This is a genomic window from Streptomyces huiliensis, from assembly GCF_020037025.1.
Classification (GTDB): Bacteria; Actinomycetota; Actinomycetes; order Streptomycetales; family Streptomycetaceae; genus Streptomyces; species Streptomyces huiliensis.
This window is the reverse complement of record NZ_JAIQLH010000009.1, coordinates 1-5,926: the sequence shown is the minus strand read 5'-3', so window position 1 is coordinate 5,926 and position 5,926 is coordinate 1. Positions and strand designations below refer to the sequence as shown.

The 5,926-nt window shown below is 70.3% G+C and carries 5 protein-coding genes; 3 read left to right on the top strand and 2 right to left on the bottom strand.

Going from position 1 to position 5,926, the window contains the following annotated elements; translation table 11 throughout:
• Positions 1 to 791 (top strand): hypothetical protein (locus JNW98_RS02775; protein WP_223766425.1); only part of this gene is annotated, 791 nt, incomplete at its 5' end.
• 87 nt (positions 792 to 878) lie between these two features.
• On the opposite strand, the gene JNW98_RS02770 is transcribed toward JNW98_RS02775, so the two are convergent.
• A complete protein-coding gene (locus JNW98_RS02770) occupies positions 879 to 1,595 on the bottom strand; it encodes a M23 family metallopeptidase (protein WP_223766424.1) in 717 nt (238 codons plus the stop codon).
• 344 nt (positions 1,596 to 1,939) lie between these two features.
• On the opposite strand from JNW98_RS02770, the gene JNW98_RS02765 reads away from it, so the two are divergent.
• Both JNW98_RS02765 and JNW98_RS02760 read left to right on the top strand, forming a co-directional pair.
• Positions 1,940 to 2,290 (top strand): trypco2 family protein, encoded by a 351-nt coding sequence (locus tag JNW98_RS02765; RefSeq protein ID WP_223766423.1) that lies wholly within the window; start codon positions 1,940 to 1,942, stop codon positions 2,288 to 2,290.
• On the top strand, positions 2,287 to 5,547 hold the full coding sequence (locus JNW98_RS02760) for an NACHT domain-containing protein (protein WP_223766422.1): 3,261 nt from the start codon (positions 2,287 to 2,289) through the stop codon (positions 5,545 to 5,547). Before JNW98_RS02765 ends, JNW98_RS02760 begins: the two co-directional genes overlap by 4 nt.
• Positions 5,548 to 5,625: 78 nt before the next feature.
• Here the strand turns inward: JNW98_RS02760 and JNW98_RS02755 are convergent.
• The coding region (locus JNW98_RS02755) for a ClpB D2-like domain containing protein (RefSeq protein ID WP_504754396.1) at positions 5,626 to 5,926 on the bottom strand (301 nt) is incomplete at its 5' end.

The window sequence follows — 5,926 nt, the reverse complement described above, 5'->3', positions numbered from 1 at the left end:
CCGCCGCCGAGCGCGCCGCGGTGGCCGGCCGGGAGGCGGCCGGCCGCTCGGCCACGGCGGGCCGGACGGCGGCGGACGCGAGCAGGGACCGGCTGGCGGCCGGCGGCGACTGGGTGATGGAGGCCCTCGAACGCCTCGGCGCTCCGGACGCCCCGGCCACCCGGCCCTGGAAGGTGTCGCTGGGCACGCTGATCGGCAGCCACCCGCTGGTCCCGGCGAAGCTGGCGAAGCCGCTCCGGCTCCTCGACCGGTTCGGCGCGGTCAGCGTGGGCCCCGACTCCGTCGGCTTCGACGGCGACGACATCCCCTGGGACAAGGTCGTCGAGATCCGCATGGTCGGCGGCTACCGCTCGCTGACCAAGGACCTGATCGACGGCGCCTTCGAGGGCGTCCGCCGCGTCCTGATCGCCGTCCCGGGCCGCGACTGGGTCCTGGACCGGGTCGCCGAGGCCCTCACCTCGCTCCTCTTCCGCCGCCTGCGGGGCGCGGACGAGACCGGCACGGTGCAGGACGTGCTCGTCCCCGGCGAGATCGTCTACCGGGGCGGCGCGTTCGGCCGCAAGAAGACCTGCGAGGTCAGCCTGTACCCGCTCGCGTTCCTGCTCGGCAGCCCCGCGGTGGTGCACGGCATCCTCACCACCGCCGAGGCCCGCGGCGTCACGGTGGTCCGCCCCGAGGGCGGGCTGGACGTCGTCGAGGTGGCGGTGCTCAGGGAGCTTGAGGCGCGGGCGGGGGCGGGAGCCGGAGCGCCGGCGGGCGAGCCGGCCAAGACGCTCGCCCCGGCGGAGTGACGGCCTGAAACGCCGGAGGGCCCTGAAACGCCCGATGGCGGGGAACCACGTGGGTTCCCCGCCCTCGGGCGTTCATTCGGCTGCTGGTCAGAGCTTCTCGCCGTGGCCGCTCAGGAAGCCGAGCGGCTCGACCGACGAGCCGTAGTTCGGCGTCGTACGGATCTCGAAGTGCAGGTGCGGACCGGACGAGTTGCCGGTGGAGCCCGACAGGCCGATCTGCTGGCCGGCGGTCACGCTCTGGCCGACCTGGACGGCGACGGACGACAGGTGCGCGTACTGGGAGTACGTGTTGTCGTCGTGCTTGATCACGATGGCGTTGCCGTACGCGGCGCCGTCACCGCCGCCGTTGCCGCCGGCCTTCACGACGACGCCCTTGTGGACGGCCTTCACCGCGGTGCCGCTGGGCACGACCAGGTCCTGGCCACTGTGCTTGTTGGCCCACATGCTGCCGTCCTTGCCGAACGGCTGGCCGATCACGTAGCCGTCGACCGGCTTCACCCAGGCGTCGGCCAGGTTACGGACCTGCGAACGGTCGGCCCGCGCCTTCTCGGCCGCGCGCTTGGCCTGCTCGGCCTTGGCCGCCTTCTCGGCGTGCTCCTTGTCGGCGACCTTCTTCTGCGTCTCGGCCTGCGCCTTCAGCGACTCGCCGAAGGCGGTCGCGGACTCGGCGGACAGCACGGAGAACCCCTGACCGGCGGACTCCGCGGCCAGCGCGACGCCCGCACCCAATGCCAGCGACGCGCCCAGGCCGACGGCCAGGGTGGTGGCGGCACGGCGGGTACGGAAGACGTTGCGCTTCGACATAAAGAAAAACCTCCAAGACAGGAATCGATCCCGGCTGCGGACCGGGATCGCCCTACCTTGATAACCGCCGCTTCCGAACCGCTCCAAGTGGCCTTTCTACGACCTCCCCTAGTAGCGACCGAATAGCTCCGGATTCCCCCACCCGCCGGAATTCCGGTCTCTCTTACCGTGATTCCGGAGACCGCTTCCCTGCTAATTCGCTTAGTACTCCCGAAATCCCCTGTGTGCCTTGTCACCGCGCAGGGACCACCGACTCGTCCGTTTCGGGACCAAAGGCCCCCGCCCGCCGGTACGCTCCCCGTCAACACCCGCACACGCACCGCGACGCCCAGGGGGCCCAGGACATGACCGACGCATCGGCTTTCGACGGGATCGAGCTGGCGGAGGCCGTCGAGGCCATCCGCACCGGCCTGACCAGCGCCGCCGCCACGGGCGAGGGCAAGGACCTGGGCTTCGAGGTCGGCGACATCACCATGGAGTTCGGCGTCGAGATGCGCCGGGAGGTCAAGGGCTCCGGCAAGGTCCGCGCCTGGGTCGTCGACGCGGGCGTCGACGGCACCCGCGGCTCCTCCCGCACCCACAAGGTCACCTTCACCCTCACCCCGAAGGACATGCGCACCGGCACCGGCTGGCGGGTCGGCAACCAGCGGCCGGGCGGGGTGTCGAACTTCGGGACGGCGGAGCCGGGGCAGTGACACCGGAGGACCGCGTCGTCGCGGTCCTGGGCGCCCGGCAGGGCAGCGGCGTCCTGCTGACGCCGGAGCTGATCCTCACCAGCGGGCATGTCGTGTCCCCCGGGACCCCCACCGAAGCCATAGCCCTGGGCAACTGGGTGCCCACGACTTGCACCGTCGTGTGGCTCGGCGCGGCCGAGCAATGCGACGCGGCCCTGCTGCACGCACACCGTCCGCTCGTCGATGCCGACGCCCTGCCCAAGCTGCGCTGGGGCGTCCTTTCCACCCGCGAGCCTGTCCCCGGCTGCCAGGCCCTCGGCTTCCCGGACGTCGAACGGTCCGCACTCGGCGACCTGGACGTCGCCCAGGTCCCCGGAACGCTGATCCCGGGCGCCGCCCGGGTGCGCGGCCGTTCCGTCCTGCGCACGGACCACCACCCGCCGGCTCCCAGACGCCCGGACGAATCGCCCTGGTCGGGCCTCTCCGGCGGCCCGGTGTACGCCGGCCCGCTGCTGGTGGGCGTGGTGGCCGAGGACCGGGAGGGCTGGCAGCACTCCGCCATCGAGGCCGTCCCGCTCTTCCAGATCCTCGGCAAGGCGGGCTTCACCGCCGCCCTGCGGAAGTACTGGCCCGCCCGACCCGAGGCGATCCCACTCCACTACCCGCGCGTCGACGACTTCGCGTACGAGGCGCGGTACGTGAAAGCGGTCAAGGCCCGCTACAGCCGGCTGGAGGTGTTCGGCCTCGACGACCTGGGTGAGCACGAGAGGCGCTGGGACCTGGACACGGCGTACCTGAGCCTTCAGGCAGAAGCTGCCCCGGACCGGGAGGGAGCCTGGGTCCCGCAAGAGCCCCGCCGCGTGGAAGATTTGCTGGCCCTGCACCCACGCGCGATCCTCCGCGGCGAGGCGGGCGCCGGCAAGACGACGCTGGTGTGGTGGCTGGCCTCCCACGCGGCGTGCCAAACCCTGCCGAAGAAGCTCGCGGCCTTGAACGGCCTCGTCCCCTTCGTCGTGCCCATGCGCCGGCTGGCCGCCCTCGGCATCACCAGCCCCTCCCCGGCACAGCTGCCGGCCATCGCCATCCAAGAGGACGGCATGCCCGACGGCTGGGCCGGCCGCATGCTCGACTCGGGCCGCGTCCTGCTCCTCGTCGACGGCCTGGACGAACTCCCCCGCGACGACCGCGCCCCCGCCCGCCAGTGGCTCGACGAGTTCCTCCGCCGCTATCCGCAGACCCGCTGCCTCACGACCGTCCGCCCGCGCGCGGTGGAGGACGGCTGGCTGGAGTGGCAGGGCTTCGAGGAGCTCCAGCTGCTGCCGATGAGCGACGCGGACATCCAGGAGTTCGTCACCGCCTGGCACAACGCGGCGCGCCTGGGCAAGCACGGCGAAGAACGCACCCGCCTCGACCATCTGGAACGCAACCTCGCCCTGGAGTTCCAGCGCAACAAGGTCCTCAGCGACCTCGCCCGTACCCCCCTCCTCTGCGCCGTCATATGCGCCCTCCATCGCCGCCGCAGCGGCCTCCTCCCCCACACCCGCTGGGCCCTCTACCGCTCGGCCCTCGCCATGCTCCTCGGCAACCGCGACGTCCGCCGGGGCATCGGCACTCCAGAGGGCATCGAGCTGGAGGCCGAGGACGCCCAGCAGCTCCTCCAGCACATCGCCATCTGGCTCGTCCGCAACAGGCAGACGGAACTCACCCGAAAACAGGGCGTCCGCCAGATCGAATTGGCGATGCGCAGTCTGCGGCAGCTCCGGGCATACACGGCCGACGCCCTGATGGATCATTTGCTGAACCGCAGTGGCCTCCTCCAGGAGCGGTCGCCGGACTCCATCCAGTTCATCCACCGGACGTTCCAGGATTTCCTCGCGGCCAAGGAATTCCAGGATTCCGACTGCCTGAAAGAACTCCTCGACCACGCCGCAGAGGAACAGTGGCAGGACGTCATCCGACTGGTCATCGGGCACTGCAACCGCCGTGAGACCCAAGCGGTGATCTCGGGCCTCGTGGCCGCCGGCGACGTTGCTGGGGAACGGGAGGCGCGGTTCGCGCTGCGCACCCTCTCCGTGGAGTGCGCGATGAGCGCGGGGGCACTCGACGACAGCCTGCACGACGAGGTGTGGGAAAGGCTGAGGACGATGGGCGTTCCACGCACCGATGTGGAGGCCATACACCTGGCCTCGCTGGGCCCGGACGCCCTGGCCGTGATTCCCGAGCCGGAGGGTCTGCGCCCGGCCAAGGCCGTCGGATATGTACAGGTGCTGAGGCAGCTCGGCGACGCCGGACTTTCCCACCTGGCGCGCTACGGCCGACTCGACGCCCGGGAGGTCCGCGCGGAAATCGTCGCGTCGTGGCCCTATCTGGACACGCCACAGTTCGCGGAACAGGTCCTCGCGGGTATGCGCCTCGACGACATGGGCATACGCGTCACCCGCCATGCCCAGCTCGTACAACTGTCACGCCTCGGGCACATCCGCAGGCTTCTCATCTCAGGGCATTACGACGCGGAAAGTCTCCGCACGGCTCTGCGCGGATGCATCATGCGAGAGCTCTTGCTCTCCGGCAACGACTCACTCGCCGACATCGGTCTGTTACGCGACCACCCGGAAATCGAAGATCTGTCGATCCGGTACTGCCCCATGCTGAAAGATCTGTCAGCCCTGGCCGAGTTGAACCTGACGACGCTTCATTTAGGCAACCACCGTTCGCGCTCCACAGCGTTGACCGTGCTACCGAGCCTCGCCGACCTCCGCACCCTGAGGCTCGACCAGCTTCCCGACCGCGACGGACGGTTCCCGAACCTGCCGCCCAACCTTGAGCATCTGACAGTGGTCTCGCCGAACACACTGTGGCTCCACAGCCTTGCGACATTGCCGAACTTGAAGAGTTTGTTCCTCTACGCGGAACTGGCAAGGCCACACGCACTCCGGCATCTGCGTAGACAGCCGCACCTGACCGAACTGGGGCTGTGGGAAAAGGCGCTCAGCGATCCGGACGAGAGAGGCTGGTTGCCCGGCATCCGGCTACTCACCCTGGTAGTGAACAAACCGCCCGCCCTGGCGCCCGATCTGCGTCGCCGCTTCCCAGGGCTGCGGAAGGTTCACATCATAGACGAGCGGCGCGACGTCGAGCAGGCTCTCGACCTCTCGGCCCTGGTGGGCGGACCGGACCTCGAAATCGAGGTCGACAACCTCAGGGGCCGCCCACTCGTCGTCCCCAACCCCCACCTCTTCGGCGACCGCCTGACCATCAACGGCCAGCCCGCCGCATAAAGCCACCGGCCCCGGTCCCGCATCCGCGGTCCCGGGGCCGACAGCCCTACTCAGCGCTCAGGCAGGCGCTCCGCGCCCTCACGCGTCCTTCGACAGGTTCGGACCGGCGCCGCCGGCCGCCTGCTCCACCGGCGGGGTGTCCGGCAGGGCCGACTTCTCCTCGCCGCGGAAGGTGAACTTCTTCTCCTCGCCCTCACCCTCGGTGCCGACGACCACGATGTGGCCGGGCCGGAGCTCACCGAAGAGGATCTTCTCCGAGAGGATGTCCTCGATCTCGCGCTGGATCGTCCGGCGCAGCGGACGGGCGCCCAGGATCGGGTCGTAGCCGCGCTTCGCGAGCAGCTGCTTCGCGTCGCCGCTCAGCTCGATGCCCATGTCG